The sequence below is a fragment of the Brevibacillus sp. Leaf182 genome (genome assembly GCF_001423865.2).
GTDB lineage: Bacteria > Bacillota > Bacilli > Brevibacillales > Brevibacillaceae > Brevibacillus > Brevibacillus brevis_C.
The window spans coordinates 51979-70280 of the sequence record NZ_LMPN02000034.1; the positions used below are offsets into that span (position 1 = coordinate 51979).

General features: G+C 46.4%; 15 protein-coding genes and 2 other annotated features. Of the genes, 11 read left to right on the forward strand and 4 right to left on the reverse strand.

The window, feature by feature from the left end; translation table 11 throughout:
* Window positions 1–64: 64 nt before the first annotated feature.
* Together ASG16_RS26100 and ASG16_RS26105 are read left to right on the forward strand one after the other, a co-directional pair.
* Window positions 65–346, forward strand: coding sequence for an Fpa/YlaN family protein (locus ASG16_RS26100; RefSeq protein WP_007725848.1), 282 nt, complete (start codon window positions 65–67; stop codon window positions 344–346).
* A gap of 108 nt (window positions 347–454) precedes the next feature.
* Window positions 455–695: a binding site (T-box leader), on the forward strand.
* 48 nt (window positions 696–743) lie between these two features.
* Window positions 744–981, forward strand: a binding site (T-box leader).
* A gap of 63 nt (window positions 982–1044) precedes the next feature.
* Entirely contained in the window at window positions 1045–2379 is a 1335-nt protein-coding gene (locus tag ASG16_RS26105) for a sodium-dependent transporter (RefSeq protein WP_056493819.1), read from the forward strand.
* A 56-nt stretch (window positions 2380–2435) separates the two neighbouring features.
* Here the strand turns inward: ASG16_RS26105 and cax are convergent, their stop codons facing one another.
* Entirely contained in the window at window positions 2436–3479 is a 1044-nt protein-coding gene (cax, locus tag ASG16_RS26110) for a calcium/proton exchanger (protein WP_048032469.1), read from the reverse strand.
* A 103-nt stretch (window positions 3480–3582) separates the two neighbouring features.
* Here cax and ASG16_RS26115 point away from each other — a divergent pair, with 103 nt between their 5' ends.
* Window positions 3583–3843, forward strand: coding sequence for a hypothetical protein (locus ASG16_RS26115; RefSeq protein WP_017247929.1), 261 nt, complete (start codon window positions 3583–3585; stop codon window positions 3841–3843).
* Window positions 3844–3903: 60 nt separating this feature from the next.
* On the opposite strand, the gene sleB is transcribed toward ASG16_RS26115, so the two are convergent.
* Window positions 3904–4680, reverse strand: coding sequence for a spore cortex-lytic enzyme (sleB, locus tag ASG16_RS26120; RefSeq protein ID WP_056493822.1), 777 nt, complete (start codon window positions 4678–4680; stop codon window positions 3904–3906).
* Window positions 4681–4832: 152 nt separating this feature from the next.
* Here sleB and ASG16_RS26125 point away from each other — a divergent pair, with 152 nt between their 5' ends.
* Window positions 4833–6461 carry a thiamine pyrophosphate-binding protein gene (locus ASG16_RS26125; protein ID WP_056493825.1) on the forward strand — a complete coding sequence of 543 codons (1629 nt, stop codon included), beginning with the start codon at window positions 4833–4835 and terminating at the stop codon, window positions 6459–6461.
* A gap of 75 nt (window positions 6462–6536) precedes the next feature.
* Complete coding sequence (locus ASG16_RS26130) at window positions 6537–6878, forward strand: Asp23/Gls24 family envelope stress response protein (RefSeq protein ID WP_056493828.1); 342 nt, start codon at window positions 6537–6539, stop codon at window positions 6876–6878.
* Between the two features lie 46 nt (window positions 6879–6924).
* On the opposite strand, the gene ftsW is transcribed toward ASG16_RS26130, so the two are convergent.
* Window positions 6925–8094, reverse strand: coding sequence for a putative lipid II flippase FtsW (gene ftsW, locus ASG16_RS26135; protein WP_048032474.1), 1170 nt, complete (start codon window positions 8092–8094; stop codon window positions 6925–6927).
* A gap of 68 nt (window positions 8095–8162) precedes the next feature.
* Entirely contained in the window at window positions 8163–8507 is a 345-nt protein-coding gene (locus ASG16_RS26140) for a YugN family protein (RefSeq protein ID WP_048032475.1), read from the reverse strand.
* A 151-nt stretch (window positions 8508–8658) separates the two neighbouring features.
* Between ASG16_RS26140 and ASG16_RS26145 the strand changes: the two genes are divergently transcribed.
* The 6 genes from ASG16_RS26145 (at window position 8659) to ASG16_RS26170 (ending at window position 18250) form a co-directional block, all read left to right on the forward strand.
* A complete protein-coding gene (locus ASG16_RS26145) occupies window positions 8659–9099 on the forward strand; it encodes a CBS domain-containing protein (protein ID WP_048032476.1) in 441 nt (146 codons plus the stop codon).
* Window positions 9100–9213: 114 nt separating this feature from the next.
* Complete coding sequence (locus ASG16_RS26150; RefSeq protein ID WP_056493831.1) at window positions 9214–10251, forward strand: MerR family transcriptional regulator; 1038 nt, start codon at window positions 9214–9216, stop codon at window positions 10249–10251.
* 390 nt (window positions 10252–10641) lie between these two features.
* Window positions 10642–11352 (forward strand): thermonuclease family protein, encoded by a 711-nt coding sequence (locus ASG16_RS26155; RefSeq protein WP_056493834.1) that lies wholly within the window; start codon window positions 10642–10644, stop codon window positions 11350–11352.
* Between the two features lie 240 nt (window positions 11353–11592).
* A complete protein-coding gene (locus ASG16_RS26160; RefSeq protein WP_056493835.1) occupies window positions 11593–13284 on the forward strand; it encodes a methyl-accepting chemotaxis protein in 1692 nt (563 codons plus the stop codon).
* A gap of 24 nt (window positions 13285–13308) precedes the next feature.
* Complete coding sequence (locus tag ASG16_RS26165) at window positions 13309–15756, forward strand: bifunctional diguanylate cyclase/phosphodiesterase (RefSeq protein WP_056493836.1); 2448 nt, start codon at window positions 13309–13311, stop codon at window positions 15754–15756.
* Between the two features lie 43 nt (window positions 15757–15799).
* A complete protein-coding gene (locus tag ASG16_RS26170) occupies window positions 15800–18250 on the forward strand; it encodes a bifunctional diguanylate cyclase/phosphodiesterase (protein WP_056493838.1) in 2451 nt (816 codons plus the stop codon).
* Window positions 18251–18302 lie beyond the last annotated feature (52 nt).

Consider the following 18302-nt stretch of genomic DNA (forward strand, 5'->3'; position numbering starts at 1 on the left):
TTTCAAATGGCCCAGAATCGCGTACTATGTATGATAAGGATGGAGGCAAACGGAGGGATAGGTTTTGACAGAAATTAAGGTTCCCGATCTGGAACAAAAAGCGCTAGCGTTGCTTCAAGCAGACGCCGACAAAATTTACAAGCTGATCGACGTACAGATGGAAAACCTGACCATGCCGCAGTGCCCACTGTATGAAGAAGTGCTGGATACCCAAATGTTCGGGCTTTCTCGAGAAGTAGAGTACGCGGTCCGCTTAGGACTGATTAGCGAAGACATTGGTCGAGAAATTATGGGTTCATTGGAACGTAAATTGGCCCATCTTCATGAACTGTTTAATCAAAAGTAAGGCGAGGAGAGCGGCGATTATCCTCGCTTTTCATTTTGTTGAAAGAAAAAGTACTTGCCTATTTCGTATATTTATATTAAATTAAACTCTAGAATTTTTGATTAATTTTGAAATGCAATGACGGAGACTAGTATGCGGAATCACCGCTTGTCAGGGAGAAGCTGCCTTAGACTGAAAGCAGCTTTGAAGCGCGCCCCGTAGAATTCCCTCCTGAGCAGCCCTCTTAATGGCTTTTTGCCTAGTAGGAGGAATCGGGTCATTCCCGTTATCAATGATGGAGAGAAGTGCGCAGGGAATTTATATCCCGTGCACTTAATCAGGGTGGTACCGCGAATAACTCGTCCCTTTTTTGGACGGGTTTTTTTATTTCGGGAGATGCCCAACAAGCAAATCATAAAAACAAGCAAGGAAAGAGACTAGTAAACGGACCTGCTGCATGACAGGGAAGGCTGCCATAGATTGAGAGCAGCCTGATGTAAGCCCCGTTGAATTCACTCTTGAGCTGACCTCTGAACGCAGGCGCCGCCAGTAGGAGAGTCCGGGTCATTCCCGTTATCAATGACGAAGCGAGGCATTGCCATTTGGGGATGTCTAAGTAGGGTGGTACCGCGAGAAATGAATAACTCGTCCCTTTTTGGGGCGGGTTTTTTTGTATCCATTTTTGAGTATAAAAAGAATATCTTTGGAGGGTGAAAACTATGAAACAAGCCGAACAATGGACGAGCAGGCTCGGCTTCATCTTGGCAGCAGCAGGCTCGGCGATCGGACTGGGGGCCATTTGGAAATTTCCTTATATGGTTGGAACGAGCGGTGGTGGAGCATTCTTTCTGCTATTCATCATCTTTACGCTAGCAATTGGTCTTCCGCTGTTGCTAGGAGAATTCACAATCGGACGCAGTACACAAAAAGAGGCGGTCAGTGCCTATAAAACAATTGCGCCAGGTTCACTCTGGCATTGGATCGGCCGCCTTGGGGTGCTCACTTGTTTCTTGCTCCTGTCCTTTTACAGTGTGGTGGGAGGCTGGATTCTTAGTTATCTTCTTCGCGGGTTTACTGGTCAATTGCAAGGGCCAGCTTATGATAAGGTGTTTGGAGATGTTATCGGTGATCCTGTTGGTGCAGTAGTTGCCCAGTTGGTTTTCATGCTCATTACCGCATGGGTAGTCGCGAGAGGCGTACAGGGTGGAATTGAGTCCGCTAACAAGTACATGATGCCTGGTTTGTTCCTTTTATTCATGGTATTGATGGTTCGTTCCTTGACGTTGGATGGGGCGATGGAGGGCGTTTCTTTCTTTCTGCGTCCTGATTTTTCCAGGCTGACTGCTGAATCGATCCTGTACGCATTGGGTCAATCCTTTTTCGCGCTGAGCGTAGGGGTGTCCGTCATGGTCACGTACAGCTCGTACCTTGCCAAAAACGAAAGTTTGGTTCGTTCTGCTGGTTCGATTGTCAGCTTGAATTTGCTCGTATCGCTGTTTGCCGGTTTGGCGATTTTCCCTGCCGTCTTCTCCCTTGGAGTAGAGCCAACAGCAGGACCAGGATTGCTGTTTATCGTACTGCCTTCTGTGTTTGAACAAATTGCCTTCGGTAGTATTTTTCTGTTAATCTTTTTGGCTCTTTTCCTTTTTGCTACATTGACTTCAGCTTTTTCGATGCTGGAAATTATCGTTGCCTCTTTTGCAAAGGGGGACGAGACGAAGCGCAAGCGTCTCGCTTGGGTGATTGGTCTGTTCATTTTTATCGTTGGTGTTCCGTCGGCTTTGTCATTCGGCGTATGGAGCGAGATTACGCTGTTCGGCAAATCTATCTTTGATGCCATGGACTTTTTAGTCAGCAATATCTTGATGCCGATGGGAGCGTTGCTCATTGCGATCTTCGTTCCGTTGAAAATGAAGCGTGAGACATTGATCAACGAGTTGGGGGCACATTCTTCTCTGGGCAAACGCATGTTTTTCATTTGGCTTCTCCTGATTAAATATGTAGCACCTATCGCGATTCTCGCCGTTTTCCTGCAAATGCTGGGTATCTGGTAAAACAACGAAAGGCTTCGCCACAGAGGATGGCGGAGCCTTTGTTTTGTTACTGAACCCTACGCGAAGAAAAAGACTGTACCCAAAATAACATACACCGTCAGCAGAAGTACGCCTTCAAACCAGTTCGTGGCGCCATCCCGTGTGATGGAGATGGTAATAAAGGTAGCAACTCCGATTGCAGCCAATTCAAAGGTAGTGAACACGATGTCCATAGGATTGCCTAGCAAAAGACTGAGGATGACGAGAGTAGGGGCTACGAATAAGGCAATCTGCAAGCTGGAGCCGATCGCGATCTCTACTGCTGCACCGATGCGTCCTTTTAGTGCCAAAAGCAAGGCAGCGCTGTGCTCTGCGGCATTCCCGATGATCGCAATGACAAAAGCACCAACGAATAACTCCGACCATCCTAACGATTCGGAGACATGCTGTACACCCTCTACCAGCCATTCCGAGACAACGGCCACGAAAAAGGTGGAGACAGCAAGCATCAAGAGAGAGACACCCTTTGACCATACCGCATCACTTTCTTGTGGCTCGATATCCGACAAAAAATCGCTGTGGGTAATCATGGAAAAGATGAGCCACAAAATGTAGGCAATGATGAGCAGGCTAGCGATGACGATGCTGATGATCTCCACCTTGATCATAGGCAGATCGAACATGAAGACTGCTGGTATGAACAATGCGACGATCGCGAGTGTCATCAGCGAAGCATTGTGACTTGCCAGCCTGCTATTGAAGGTTTGTTCCTTGTACTTGAGACCGCCCAGAAATGTGCTCAAGCCAAGAACCAACAGCATATTTCCGATGATCGCACCCGTAATAGAGGCTTTGACCATATCGAACAAGCCTTCTTTCACAAGAAAAAAAGCAATAATGAGTTCGGCGGCATTTCCGAAGGTAGCGTTAAGAAACCCGCCGACTCGGTCCCCAGCATAATGGGCGACGCTCTCTGTCGATTTTCCTAGCCAAGCCGCCAAAAAAATGATGGCAAGTGAAGACGTGACGAATTGGAGCATTTCATTTCCAGAAAAATAGTGGGCGTAAAGAGCTAACAGCATGCTCCCGCCTACTAATGAGAAAAAGAGTTTCAAGTTCATCTCATCACCTCAGTAGTTTTTACTCGTCCCTAAAAACCTCATAGGTATAGAGTTCCTGTTCTGGACAAAACTAACCATGAACAAGAAAAGTGAGGTGTTTTTTATGACCCAGCCTTTGTTGTGCCCGACATGTAAATCGAATCGGATGAGGTTTACTGTCATCGAGCAGACCCCTCGCTATATAAGACTGGACCCACAGTCAGGCGAAGTCGTAGCAGAACTCCATCAAGAACAGCTCGATATGTTTCACCAGCCTTATAAAGGTGAGAACTACATGATACAATGCGGAGTTTGCGGGACTACAGAACCGGAAGAGCGATTCGTCAAAATGGCCCAGCATATGCAATCACAACGTTCGAAATGAAACTCGAAAAGGAAAACAGGCACACAGTTTACGGCTGTCGTGCCTGTTTTTTATGGAATGCTAGCGGCAAAAAATGTGTCTGCCGATCTTTTTGATTTGAGGGCGGCTCCAAATCCAACCGGATGTAGCTGTATCGGGGTTGAAATAATAAATGGCTCCGTCTGATGGGTCCCAACCTTTGAGCGCGTCATTCACTGCTTTTTTTGCCTGCTCGTTCGGTGTCAGCCAAATCTGACCATCCGCCACAGCTGTAAAGGCACGAGGCTCGAAGATAACGCCCGCGGGTGTATTAGGAAAGGACGCGTTCTTCGTCCGGTTTAGAATGACAGCGGCCACTGCTACTTGACCAATGTAAGGCTCTCCACGGGCTTCTCCGTAAACGGCATTCGCCATTAGACGCAGGTCATTCTCCGATATTCCGGCTGCGTGATACGTAGGCTTAGTAGGCTTAGAAGGTGTAGAAGGCTTCGATGGTGCAGGGGTTGCGGTTTGTGGCACCCCGAGATCAGAAGCAGTGGGCTTATAATTTTTCGTTGCGTTGTACAGCTTTACTTTCGTCTTCGCTCCGAGGACACCGTCTATGGGTAAGCCGAACTCATATTGAAAGTTACGCAACGCCCAATAAGATCGCCACCCGAATACGCCGTCTACTTTTCCCGTATAAAAACCAAGGTGCTTCAAGCGATACTGCATCTCACGCACGTCTGAGCCTTCTGCCCCTACTTTGACGATCTGCTTACTGAATGCATCTGAGCGCAACGGAGATACCATAACCGCAGTCGTAACCAGAAGTGCGAATACTACTACAGCTAGCAGCCATTTGACAGGCTGTTTCATTTCTTACCCTCCTTCGGGTATGGATTTGAATATCAGTTGATTATTGTTAGGTTCTCCAACTTCCGTCATTTTGGGCTTAGTAAAATATTGGAGATTGCGCAGACTACCAGTAACGCATTTGCACTTTCGTTCTGGAAGGGGAAGATGTTTTTATGCAGGTCGCGCAATATTTGACGGAACAATTAATCAGATGGGGAGTAAAACGAATATATGGAGTGGCAGGTGACGGAATCTTTGCCTGGCTGGATCAGATTGCCAAGCAATCCGACGTTCAATACATTGCGTGCAAGCATGAATCTGCTGCGGCCATGATGGCAAGTGCAGAAGCAAAACTGACGGGAAATCCGGCTGTTTGTACCGCGACGATGGGGCCGGGTTTCGTCAATCTGCTGAATGGGCTTGCAGATGCGCATACGGATCGTGCACCTGTCATTGCGATTACAGGTCAAGTGGAGACATACAAGCTGGGTGGCGCGTACAAGCAGTTTATCTCACAAGAAGACATGATACGTCCCATCAGTTTTTATTCGACGACGATTACACATCCAGATGCCATCCAGAGTGTTTTGCACAAAGCATTTGTGACGGCTATGCAGCAAAAAGGAGTGACACATCTCTCCATATGTAAGGACGTCTTTACCCAAACGACTTCAGACGCTGTCCTTCCAGGACTTCCACGCATTCCACATGCCTTTTACCCTGATCGGATGGAGATCGAGCTCGCATGCGAACAGGTTGCGAAAGCGCAAAAGCCTCTCATACTGCTTGGTATCGGTGCCCGCAAGTCGGCGGATTCGTGTGTAAAGCTAGCGGAACAGCTAGGGGCAGGCGTGTTGCTGTCGCTCGGAGCAAAAGGGGCAGTAGATGAATCTCATCCACTTGTGATCGGCGGATGGGGGGAGGGGGGCAGCGAAACAGCTTTACATGCCTTAGCGGAAGCCGATCTGTTGCTTATTTTGGGAGCGAGCTGGTTCCCTCGCGCTTTTTTACCAAAGAAACTGTCCGTCATTCAAGTAGATCATCAGCCTGGATCGATACATGCACATCCCTACCTTCAGTCTGTCACGGCTGAATTGGACGATGTCCTGCCGATCTGGATGAGACGTTTGCAATCGCGCAGACAGAACGATGCGTGGCAGGATCAGATCAAGCGGTGGCATGGAGAGTTTGGCGAGGAGACAGAACAAGCGGTCATTCAACAAGCGAGTGAGCTAGTAAAACCACAAACCTTGATGCATACGCTTGGGGGCGTGGTCAATGAAGATGCGATTATCGTCCTGGATACGGGTGAGCACACGATCTGGTTTAATCGTGCGTTTCGTGGGAAAAAGCAGACCCCACTCTTTTCCGGGAAGTGGCGAACGATGGGATTTGGATTGCCTGCGGCTGTGGCTGCAAAGCTAACCTATCCGGAGAAGCAGGTCGTCTGCGTCGCTGGGGATGGGGGATTGCAAATGAATCTGGCAGAACTTATGACAGTGGCCCAGCTCCAACTTCCGATTGTAATTCTCTTGGTGAACAATGGGACATTAGGATTGGAAGAGGTCAAAATGAGTCAGGCGGGCTTGGTTCCTTTTGGAGTGAAATTGCAAAATCCAGATTTTCAACAATTGGCGAATGCATGCGGAATCAGCGGGAAGGTCGTCAAAGAGGTACAATCTCTAGAGCCAGTATTGCGGGAGGCGCTTCATGCAGATCAGTTGACACTTGTTGACATTCATTGCACGTCTCCGACACTAACCGAGAGAAAAAAACAAATTTCCTTCCAAGCCCAAGCATGAATTGTTTATAATGAAAGAAAAGGCAAATGAAACCAGTGGGGGAAGTACGAAACGGGCGAAGAGGAGGGCGTCCTGATGGCTGACAGACTTGGCGAAATCAGAGTAGCAGATCAGGTGATCGCGATCATTGCTGCTGTAGCTGTAGAAGAAGTGTTGGAAGTCACAGTTCGTTCAGGCGGAATTTATCAAGATTTGGCGAAAAAGCTGAATGGCGGCGCGAAAGGCATTACCGTATCCGTAATAGACGACAGAGTCATCATTGACATGCGTGTGTCCGTCCGTTATGGGGCGCAGATTCATCACGTTTGTCACGTCTTGCAGGAAAAAGTAAAAGAAGCGGTGGAAACATTGACAGGTCTTTATGTGGAAGCCGTGAATGTACGGGTGGAAACAATTGAATTCCTTCGAAATGAGTAAGAAAAAAGGGATACTGGACGCATCCGGTATCCCTTATGTCTGTTTCTTACATGGCATATGGCTGTTTTTGTAATTGCTCTTCTACCTTCTGGCGACTGACTTCCCGCGAAATACTGAGCAAAAAGCCAGTGGCGAGCAGACAAACGAGTAAGGAAGAACCACCATAACTGATAAACGGCAAAGGTACACCTGTCAATGGAATCAAACCCGTTACTCCGCCGATGTTTAAGAGGGCCTGAATGGCGAACATGCTGACGACACCGATTCCTGCCAGACTGGCAAAAGTGTCTTTTACCCGCAGACAAATATGGATGCCGCGCAGCAAGAAAAGCAAATAGATCAATAGGAACACAGAGGCGCCGATAAAGCCTAGCTCTTCTGTCATGATCGAGAAAATAAAATCGGTATGCATCTCTGGCAAATACAAATATTTTTGGATGCTTTTTCCAAAGCCTGTCCCCGTCAAACCGCCATGTGCAATGGCAATCCAGGATTGAATAATGTGGTACCCAGTACCGTCCATATCATTCCACGGATTGAGAAAGGAGTAGATCCGATTCAAGGCATGTGGCTTCGCCGCGATGTATGCTAACAAGGCGACAGTCACAACGGGAGCGCCAAGTCCAAACAGGTGACGGATTTTGGCACCGCCACAGATCATGACGATCAAAGCGCATCCGAGCAAGATGGCAGCAGAACCGAGGTCGGGTTGGACTACAATCAGCATAAAAAACATCCCGGTTACCATCAGTGGAGGCATCAAACCAGATTTGAGCTTCTGTATCCCGTTCCCTTTTTTGGAGATGATCGCTGCCAAGTACAGAATAAGGCCAAGCTTGGCAAACTCAGCAGGCTGTATGGTGATTGAACCCAATCGAAACCAGGATCGAGCCCCGTTATTCTCATAGCCGATCCCTGGTATGAGCACCAGAAACAAGGAAAAGAAGCTGACCAGCGCAATCAATAAGAAATTCCTTTTATAAAAGGAGAAGGGAATGTTCATGGCGACAAGCATTCCAACGACACCCGCCAGTAAGAAAATGGATTGTCGTTTCACGAAATAGAGCTCATCCCCGCCACAATATTTACAGCCGCCGCCTGTAAAGCTTGTCAACGCGAAAATGGAGCTGGAGCTTAGCACCATGGTTATCCCAAACCCAACAAGTAGGGCGGTCAAAAACAGGAGCAAGAAGTCAGGTACGCCCCTCGTCTTCATAAAAATAACCCCCCTCTACGTGAAACAGAGAGGGGATTCCTCTCTGTACACCGTGCCAGTTCATTTTTTTAGTGTGAGGACAGCTTTTCGCCCAGCATTTGCAGCTTCAATTTCGCTGTTTTTACAACGGAGTCTGGCATTGGGTAATCGTAATCCAGACCGTGTGGGAAAAGATGTTTGCCCATATAAGGATCTTCGAGCTTCAGTACGGCGTGCGTATCCTCAAGTTTGCCTTCTGTCACGTTCGCTTCGATGCGTAGGTAGAAGACAGTGCCTTTATCTTGGATTTTATAATCGTATGTAGCATGCTTGTAATCCCAGGCGCCGCGATCAAAGCCAAGTTCGCTCATGTAGTGCTCCAGATCGGCGAAAAAGACTTCTTTCGTGCCAATCCCCGTGTCCTTAATGACCATTCTTTTTCCTCCTAAAAATGGGTGAGATATTCACTTATTAATCATAGTCTGTTTTTGGAAGAAGCGCAATATATCATACTCTTTCTTGCGCATGAAACGATAGGGGAGAGGACAAACTACAAGCGTTGATTAGCAAAAGGAGGAGAATGAAATGGCGAAGCTGGAAAATCGCACACTGCGCGAAATTATGACAAAAGATGTCGCTACTGTGACGCTTAAGGATAATGTGTATGAAGTGGCTTGCAAAATGCGCGATTGGAATGTAGGGGTCATTCCGGTTGTGGATGAAAAAGAAGATGTGATCGGTGTCATTACAGACCGCGATATTGTGATTCGCGGTTTGGCTGAAAAGCATGAAGGATCGACTGCCACCGAGGTGGTCATGACACGGGACATTATTCTCGGTCAACCGGGGATGACAGTTGATGAAGCGGCAAAGGTGATGGCTCAGCATCAAATTCGTCGTTTGCCTGTTGTTGAGAAGGGCAAGCTGGTCGGAATTGTGGCGTTGGCAGATATGGCTGTTCGCCAAGTTCACCATGATGAGGCGAGTGACGCTCTCCAACAAATTTCTGAGCCGACGACACATTAATCAGATAGAAACGAGCTGTCGGAAGGAATCCGGCAGCTTTTTTTCTTTCGTTCTGTACATTCACGCTGCGTCAAGGTTTATGATAGGGAAAGAATGATACAGGGAGAGAGTTTCATGCAAATCAAAGACATGGCCCATCGCTTGCAAATAACTCCGCGTGCGATTCGATATTATGAAGAAAAAGGATTGATCAAGCCATCGAAAGCAGATGCGTCCGGATATCGGCAGTTCACAGAGGAAGATGTCTGGAGGCTGCAAACCATCATTACACTGCGCGAGGTCGGGATGGCGGTAGAAGACATTCGGGAGCTCCTGATTCAAATGAAAGATCAGGAAGGCAGTCTTCTCCATTATTTAGAGCTACAGCGTTCGTTTATGTATACAAGGTGGGTAGAAATGAGCAAGGTCATCCAAACGACTGAAGCGATGATTGAGCGGATCAAGGGGAGAGAAGCGATTGATCCAGGAGAGCTGTTTACACTGGCAGAAGCGAACAAGCGATTGAAGCAGACACGGGATAACTGGGTGGATCGTTGGAATTTTAATGAATGGGCGGACCGCTACGACGAATGGGCACATGGTGGGAATGGTCATGAATCATACGAAAGAGTACTAGATGAGGTTGTTGCGACAGTTGCAGTCAAACCGGGAGAGTGTGGCCTGGATGCCGGAACGGGTACTGGAAACCTCGCAGGGCGTCTCGTGAAAAAAGGAGCAAGGATGAGCGGGTTTGACCAATCTCCGCAAATGCTGAAGCAATGCAGAGCGAAACACCCAGAGGTTGAGACGAAGCTAGGAACCTTTTTCGCATTTCCCTTTTTAGAAAATCGGTTTGACTTTGTGGCTACGAGTTACGCCTTGCACCATTTGACGGATGATCAGAAGCAGCTTGCCTTGGCAGAATGTCGCCGCGTGTTAAAACCAGGGGGACGGTTGATCATTGCCGATTTGATGTTTAAGGATCAGGCGCATAGACAAGCTCATCTGGATACCCTAGAGGAGACAGGTCAAACGCGAGTGATAGCAGATATTCAGGACCGCTGTTATGCAGATCGCTCTCGATTGCTACAGGAGCTTGCCAACCTTGGTTTTACGAATGAAGTAAGACAGCTAGGTACCTATACCCATTTGATCTTGTCTACTTGTAAGTAGTACATTCCTGGAGAGGTTTTAAAAGTCATCTTTTGAACACGCATTTCACTTTTGGGCTCTTCCACCTACTGGCACGCGTCTAGCCTTTTGCATAGGCTGTAGCGAGAAGGAAAGGAGGACTCCGCCATGGGTCTGTTCGACGGTTTTTTTGATCGCGAAAACGAGGAATTTATATGGATTATTATTGTCGTGGTCGTCCTGTTGTTCTTGTTTAGCGCCGATCGTGACTAAAATCTGGACGTATAGACAAAACGACCTTGGGTGAAGGTCGTTTTTTTCGTTAGGAACCAAAAATCTTGAACGTTTGTACTTTTTCCTCTCCTATTGACCTGCGCTGGCAAATCCACTACGCTGGAAAACAATGCAACGTAGAAGAGGAGAAGGAAGTCTATGAAACGATTAACGATATATTTGCTCACACTGGTTGTTTTGCTTTCGGCATGTGGATCGTCCGGCCAGCCAGAAGCTAACGGTGAGATGGATGCTATGATCAAACGAGTAGTGGATGGCGATACATTCGAGCTGGACAGCGGGGAAAAAGTCCGTATGATAGGCGTAGATACACCAGAGACAGTAAAACCTAACCATCCAGTCGAACCGTATGGGAAAGAAGCGAGCAATTACTCCAAGGAGCTTTTAACTGGCAAAAAGGTCAAGCTGAAGTTCGATGTCGAGCCCTATGACAAATACAAGCGTTTGCTTGCTTACGTATATTTGGAGGACGGCACCTTTGTCAATGAAAAGCTCGTTCGTGACGGCTACGCACGAATCATGACGATCCCACCGAATGTAGCCCAAGCAGAGCTGTTCCTGGCAGCAGAGCGGGAGGCGCGGGAGCAGAATCGCGGACTGTGGGCTTTAGAAGGGCAGCAGATAGAGGTTCCTAAGGAAAATGCCAAGCCCAAAAAACAGGCCAATAAAACTACCGCCGCAGACACCGCACCACCAGAAGGGAAGACCATCAAGGGCAATATCAACAGCAAAGGCGAGAAAATTTATCACATTCCTGGCTCCGCTAGCTACGAGCAAACAACAGCAGAAATGTGGTTTGCGACGGAGGAAGAAGCGCAGCAAGCAGGCTTTCGGGCGCCAAAACGATAAAACTTGTAAGAAAAAAGTAGCAGCATTAATAGATAGGTAAGCCTCGTCCGCCTTGGCAGTCGAGGCTTTTTCATTGTCGAAAAGAATTCCAAAAATGTTACAGAATGATGTTGTATGATAAAAAGGTCAAAAGACCTATAGAAAATACCGTTACATAAGAGGAAGGGATTATAAAATAACTTACATATTTCACAGAATGAAGGAATAATTCGTAGAATTACGATGGGGGAAACAACTATTATGAAGTTGACGGTAAGGAAAAAGCTTTTTTTAGGATTTTTGGCAGTGTTATTACTGTTAGTAGCAGTAGCAGGGATTGGTTTTTCTCAGATTTCTTCCATCGATTCCCGTTATGGGAGGATGATTGAAGATCGAGTCAACAAGGAGATGTTGTCCAAGGACATTATTGCAAGTGTCAGTGAACGACAAAAGTATGCACGTGGATATGTAATTGTAGGCGATGACAGCTACTTGACGGGGTATACAAAAGCAAATGACCGTTATAAAGAGCTTACAGCAGAATTGTTCCGTTTGGGCATGACTTCTGAAGGGCAAAAGCTCGTCACAGAGATGAACGAGCTGCATGCCAAACACGAGGAAATTATTGATCGGGTTGTAGCGTTAAAACAACAAAACAAGGTAGAAGAGTACACGCGCTTGGTCAGGGATGAATGTACGCCAGTCGGCGAATGGTTTATTCAAAAAGCCCAAGAATTTGTTGCTCTCGAACAGAAGCTATTGGAACAAGATATTGCCGAGCTGGATAGCAGTATTCAATCTACGAAGCTCCTGGTTGTCCTGCTTAGCTTACTTGCTCTTCTCACAGGAGCAGGTATCGCCTTCATGATTGGACGAGCCATTTCTCATCCCGTTTTACTGATCACGCATGCAGCCGAACAAATTGCCGCAGGGAACTTGGCCCAAGCAGATATTCTAATCAAGAATCGCGACGAAATCGGGGAACTTGCCCGCCATTTTTCCCAAATGAAGCACAATCTGCAAGATTTATTAGAACGAGTCTCCTTCCATTCACAACAAGTAGCCGCTTCCTCCGAGGAATTTACAGCCAGCTCCGAATTAACACGACAGACAGCAGAGCACGTATCCCATTCGATCCAAGGTATAGCAGCAGGTGCTGAGCAGCAAGTACATGATGCAGAGAACGCCACACAGATTGCCGTGAGCATCTCGCAAGTTATGCAGCAAGTATCAATGAGCATGGATCATGCGATCAGCTCATCCGCTGAAGCGAATAAAACGGCAACCGATGGCAATGAAGTGATTGCCAAATCAATCGAACAAATGAATGAGATTAATCAAAGAGTGAGCTCTTCTACCGAAGTGGTCAACATGCTTGGCGAAAAATCAAAAGAAGTTGGCACAATCGTTTCGATTATCACGGAAATTGCGAGTCAAACGAATTTATTGGCGTTAAACGCAGCGATTGAAGCGGCGAGAGCGGGAGAACAGGGAAGAGGATTCGCAGTTGTAGCAGATGAGGTCCGCAAATTAGCAGAACAATCCGCGCAAGCAGCTTCGCAGATCGCTTCCATCATCGGGGATATTCAAAGAGATACGGAAAAGGCGATTCACGTCATGAGTCAAGGGGACGTAGCTGTTAAAGAAGGAGTCATCATGATCGAACAAGCTGGGGTTGCCTTCTATAAAATTTTGGGGGTAGTAGACGAATTCTCGAAAAGAACACAAGAAATGTCGGGACAAATCAATCAAGCCAATAACGGAACGGTTTCCGTAGTGGAATTTATAGAGGGAATTGCGCATGTTTCAAGAATGGCAGCGGAAAATACGCAAAGCGTAGTTGCTTCTGTACAAGAACAAACAGCTTCTATGGAACAGATTACGACCGCTTCCAGTACACTCGCTGAAATGGCAGAAGAGCTGCAGTATTCCATCCGTAAGTTTCAATTGTAGTGCGAGAACAGGCGGGGGTGTCATGTGTTTAATCAAATCAGAGATGTAAAGTATGCATTATCTGCATTGGAAGAGTCATCTGTCATTTCGATAACAGATGAAAAAGGAATCATCACCTACGTCAATCACAACTTCTGTCAAATATCCAAGTATAGTAGAGAGGAATTAATCGGAAAGAACCATAACATCGTCGATTCCGGTTTCCATCCGCGAGACTATTTTAAATCGCTATGGGATACGATCAGCCGAGGAAAAGTATGGAAAGGCGAGATGAAAAATCGGGCAAAGGACGGTACGGAATATTGGCTTAGCATGACGTTAGTACCGTTCATGAACGACAGTGGATTCCTTTATCAGTACGTGGCAATCGGGACGGACATCACGAAACGAAAGCAGATGGAAGAATCTCTTTCAAAGACGATGAAGGACTTGCACGATATCAAAAATGCACTGGATGAATCTTCCATTGTAGCGATTACAGACGACAAAGGCGTCATTACTTATGTAAATGACAAGTTTTGTGAAATCTCCAGATACGAAGTGGATGAATTGGTTGGAAATACACATCGGGTCATTAACTCTCGCTATCATTCCAAGTCTTTTTTTAAATTGATGTGGGAAACGATCAAGCAAGGACGAGTCTGGAAGGGCGAAGTGAAGAATCGCGCCAAAAACGGTAATGAATACTGGATGAATACGACTATCGTTCCATTTTTAGACGACCGGGGCGTTCCGTATCAATATGTTTCGATCCGTACGGATATAACCGACCGCATTGAAGCAGAGGCAGCTTTGGCAGAAGCATTGCAGAACGATTTTCGCAGGACGGTCCAAAACTTGCAAAACTGTGTATTCAAGATCGTGACTGATCCGAGAGGGAACATCACCTACACCTTGTGTGAAGGGAAAATTGCGGAAGAGCTCGGGCTAACGTCTGAGAGGATGTTGAGAAAAACGTCGTATGAAATCTTTCCTTATGAGGTCGCAGAGCAAATGGAAAGCTATTTTCGCAGAGCTTTTGCTGGCGAGTCCGTTACCTTCGAACTGAAACTATCCGGAAAAGATTATTACATTACGTTATCACCTATCGAGGAAAACGGAGAAATCGTAGAAATGGTAGGCTCCATGATTGACATCACCGAGAGAAAAAAGGCGGAAGAAACGATCCGCTACATGGCCCATTACGACTCCTTAACCAACCTGCCTAATCGAACGCTTTTTCATGAAAAACTGGCAGAGGCAATGCTCAAAGCAAAACAAAAAGATCAGAAAATCGGCGTCATGTTCATCGATTTGGATCGATTTAAAAACATAAATGATACGCTAGGTCACTCCATAGGGGATGTCCTTTTACAAGCAGTAGCAAATCGTCTCATCGGTTGTTTGCGAAAAGAAGATTCTGTTTCTCGACTAGGCGGAGACGAGTTCGCCATCTTTCTCACAGGTGTCACACACAAAGAGGTTGGTGAAATTGCGCAACGAATCATCACGAGCATGTCCGAATCGATTACGTTAGACCATATCGAAATCTTTATCACACCAAGTATCGGCATCAGCATGTTTCCGGATGATGGAGACGATATTGAAGCGCTGTTGAAGCATGCAGACGCTGCCATGTATTTGGCAAAAGAGCAAGGGAAAAATAATTATCAATTTTTCTCGGAGGAGCTACATCAGGTTTTAGCGAAAAAGCTACAGCTTGAAAGAGAACTGCGAAAAGCTTTGGATGAGAAACAATTTACGCTGCACTACCAACCGAAGATTCAGTTGCAGACGGGTCAGATCATTGGCATGGAGGCGTTGATTCGTTGGGAACATCCAGACCTTGGCCTCATCCCGCCTATTCAATTTATTCCGATCGCAGAAGAGACAGGCTTAATCGTACCTCTTGGGGAATGGGTAATGCGAACGGCTTGCCAACAGACAAAAGTGTGGCAGGAAGCAGGCTTTACACAGCTCGCGGTTGCGGTGAATATATCCTTACGCCAATTTATGCAAAACAATCTCATCGAGATGATTACCTCGATCCTTGAAGAAACAGGCTTATCTCCGCAATACTTAGAGCTGGAAATCACGGAAAGCATGGCGCTAAATGTAGACTATACGATTCGGATTTTAAATCGCTTAAAAGGTCTTGGGGTAAGCATCAGTATCGATGATTTCGGGACGGGCTACAGTTCTTTGAGCTATCTAAGTCAATTTCCGATCGATCGGCTCAAAATTGACCAATCCTTTGTCCGGAATTTGAATCCACGGAATCAAGCGATTATTAAAACGATTATCCATATGGCACACAACATGAAAATTGCTGTTATTGCAGAGGGTGTAGAAACACACGAACATGTTGATTTTCTAAAGGAACAAATGTGTAATGAAGTCCAAGGGTACTTCTACAGTAAACCGCTGCCCGGAAACGAAATCGATTCCTTCTTGCAGGTAAATCGTTATAGGGAATCAGGCAGCATGGTTTAAGTGAGACTATCGAGATTTTACAAAAGGAAAGCGGTGAAGGAGCTTGGATCACCAGATACATGGGACGTACGACAGTTTCCTAGTGATACTATCTTATTTAATCGCGGTTGCAGCTTCTTTTTCTGCTCTCAACCTGGCAGCCAGAGTGAGTATAAGTAAGGGGAAGCATCAGCTACTCTGGTTGATTTTTGGTGCCACAACGATGGGGCTTGGAATATGGTCCATGCATTTTGTCGGAATGCTGGCACTTACTCTCCCCATTAAGGTTCTGTATGACATGGAGTATGTCATCCTATCTGTCATTCTTGCCATTTTTGTCTCAAGCATAGCCTTGTTTACTGTCACGAAAAGCGATCTCAATGCGAGACAGCTAGGTATCGCGGGAATTTTGATGGCTGCTGGAATATCTGGGATGCACTACGTTGGAATGGCCGCGATGATTATCGAAATTACATACGATATGTGGATCGTTGTTTTATCCATTATCATTGCGACTACCGCTTCGGCAGCGGCACTTTGGCTCTTGTTTTACTTTCGCCGTGATCAGTCGAAATACGCGTATCTATACAAATTGGGCAGCTCACTTATTATGGGAGCCGCAATCGCGGGTATGCATTACACCGGGATGGTTGCGGCGCATTTCTACGTAACGGAACTGCCGACAACCGAGGTAGAAACGCAGATCGAATCGGAAACCTTGGCCTATATCATTGTCTTGGCCACCTTTTTACTGATCGGGATTACATTGTTCGGCTTGTTTATTAACAAACGACTCTCGCAAAAAGATACGGTCATTCAGGAAAATGAAAGCTGGTATCGTTCCCTTTATAAAAATAATGAGTACGGTATTATTTCCTTAGATACAGGTGGCTGTATTATCAAAATGAACCCGGCTGTCACAAAGATTGGTGGACTGCGGGAGGATGAATTCATCAATCAACACGTATCCAAAATTGGCATGCATATTGTTGAGGAGCAAAGGGAACTTACGAAGGATTCTTTTGCCCAGTCTTTTCAGCCAAATCGAAATAACTTTGAGACGACCATCTTTCATCCGAATGGAAAGCGTGTAGAGCTGAGTGTCCTCAATGTCCCGGTTGAGATTGAGGGAGAAGTGGTGGGGAATCACATTATTGTGAAGGATATTACCGAAGAGAATCGCGTGAAAGAAAAAATCAGGTATTTGGCTTATCACGATGAGTTGACCGATTTACCGAACCGAAGAAAGTTTAATCAAGTCCTTCATCAATCGATTGAAAAAAGTAGCCAAGATTCATCGAGCTTTGCCGTCATGGTTATCGACATCGATCGGTTCAAAATGATCAATGATTCCTTGGGGCACTCCTACGGCGATATCTTTTTGCAGGGGGTCAGCGACAGAATCGTAAAGAGTGCGGAAGGGTACCACGCAACAATTGCCCGGATGGGTGGGGATGAATTTACGATCCTGTGCGAAACAGGAGCGGACCACAGGGAAGCGGCGAGTTTAGCGGACAAGATCATTGAAGCGTTGAAACAGCCATTCTCGCTAAAAGACAGTGAGTTTTACATATCAGCAAGTATTGGAACAGCGATATTCCCAGACCACGGAACGGATGCTGTCGTGCTGCTCAAAAAAGCGGATACGGCCATGTACGAGGTGAAAAAACAGGGGAAAAATGGTCACCTGTTCTATACGCCCGAATTTGATGTTCAATTGCTGGAGAATATTGAGATAGAAAGTGATCTCAGAAAAGCCATTGAACGTAATGAGCTGGTAGTATACTACCAACCTCAATTTCATGCCGAAAGTAATCGCATGATCGGAGTGGAGGCGCTTGTCAGGTGGAATCATCCGACCAAAGGAATGCTTTCACCAGGAGTGTTTATCCCTATTGCTGAAGAGACAGGGTTGATCTATGAGATCGGTACATGGGTGCTTCGCGAAGCGTGCAGGCAAATGAAGCAGTGGCATGATGGAGGGGGACCGTTGATACCCGTCTCCGTCAACTTGTCCTCCCATCAATTCCACCAACGGAACCTCGTCCAGTACATCAAAAACATCCTCGAGGAAACCAAGCTTTCCCCACACTTTTTGGAACTGGAAATCACGGAGAGCATGATGATGGACCCTGCCGTATCGATCAGTATCCTGCACGAGTTAAACAAAATCGGAACGAGAATCAGTCTGGATGATTTTGGAACCGGTTACAGCTCATTGAGCTATTTGAAAAAGTTTCCGATTCACAAATTAAAGATTGACCGCTCCTTCATAACAGACCTGTCTCGAAATGATAACGATAAAGCCATTGTGGCCACCATTATTTCGATGGCGAAGCACCTGAAATTGGATGTGATTGCAGAAGGGATTGAAACGAAGGATCAGTTAGATATTTTGACAGAAAATCATTGCAAGGAAATTCAAGGGTACTATTACAGTCGCCCATTATCCGCAAATGAGGTGGAGCAAGCGTTTTTTGCTCCCATCAGAAATCATCTCAGCCAAGAAGCGTAAGGAAAACTCCCTGTCTTTTATAGATGGGGAGCTTTTCTTGTGTGTACACAGC